The 903-nt window shown below is 44.2% G+C and carries 1 protein-coding gene; it reads right to left on the reverse strand.

All coding sequences use genetic code 11. The features are described from left to right. On the reverse strand, positions 1-903 hold a 903-nt coding region (locus tag H740_RS11970; RefSeq protein WP_002953007.1), incomplete at both ends, for a methyl-accepting chemotaxis protein.

Consider the following 903-nt stretch of genomic DNA (forward strand, 5'->3'; position numbering starts at 1 on the left):
TTGATCTCTTCGCTTTGTCTCATGACGTCGACGGTTTTTTGACTGATAGCGTTCATTGAACTGCTCATCTGCTCGATCGCGGCCGCGCTCTCGTCGATCGCGCTTGCTTGCTTGCTTGCACCTTGCGTTAACTCTTTCATAGAGTCTGCGAGCACTTTTGCCTTCTCTTCTAGGCTTTGAGCTTCGCTTAGATTTTCTCTTAACATATTGCACACCGCATCGCCTGCGCTTTGTAGTCCTAGCATCATATCGCGCAGGTCGCTTTCGATATCGTCTTTTATATCCACGCGGGATGTGTAATCATTTTTATTATATGAGTTTAGCACTATGGCGATATCTTTTAAATTTGCCGAGATAGAGGCAAAGAAGCGGTTTAGTAGCTCTTTTAGCTCGACTAGCGCGGGGTTGTTAGGCGTCTGGGCAATCTTGGCGCCGAGGTTTCCTCTGATCATCTTGTTTGCTACGCCGTTTAGCTCATCAATCATCGCACTATCTTTTTTGATACCGTCGACTACTTTGTCGATGTTTTCGTTTATGGCGTAGCTCATTAGTCCAAATTCGTCTCGCGTCGTAACGCTTAGTTTATCAGGAGCTTTTTGCGTCTCATAAGTGATAAATTTAAACGTATCGTCAAGCTTTTCTTGGATGGTTTTTATCGGACTTAGCGATTTTTTGAGCAGCACGTAGACAAATAACGAAAGTGCGACAATAAACACTGCGGCTAATATGAGCTGAGTCTTTAAAAGCGGTAAGGTGTTGCTAGAAAAAGTATTTGCTCCGATAGCTGCGACCGCTAGCCAACCTTGTTCGTTTAATGGTATGAGTTTTGCCGTTACGCTTTCACCCTTATAGTTTACATACGGGATCAGACCGTTTTCGTCAAACCTTTTTGCTGCGTATTCT

Origin of the sequence: Campylobacter showae CC57C, assembly GCF_000344295.2 — a bacterium.
GTDB classification, from domain to species: Bacteria; Campylobacterota; Campylobacteria; order Campylobacterales; family Campylobacteraceae; genus Campylobacter_A; species Campylobacter_A showae_B.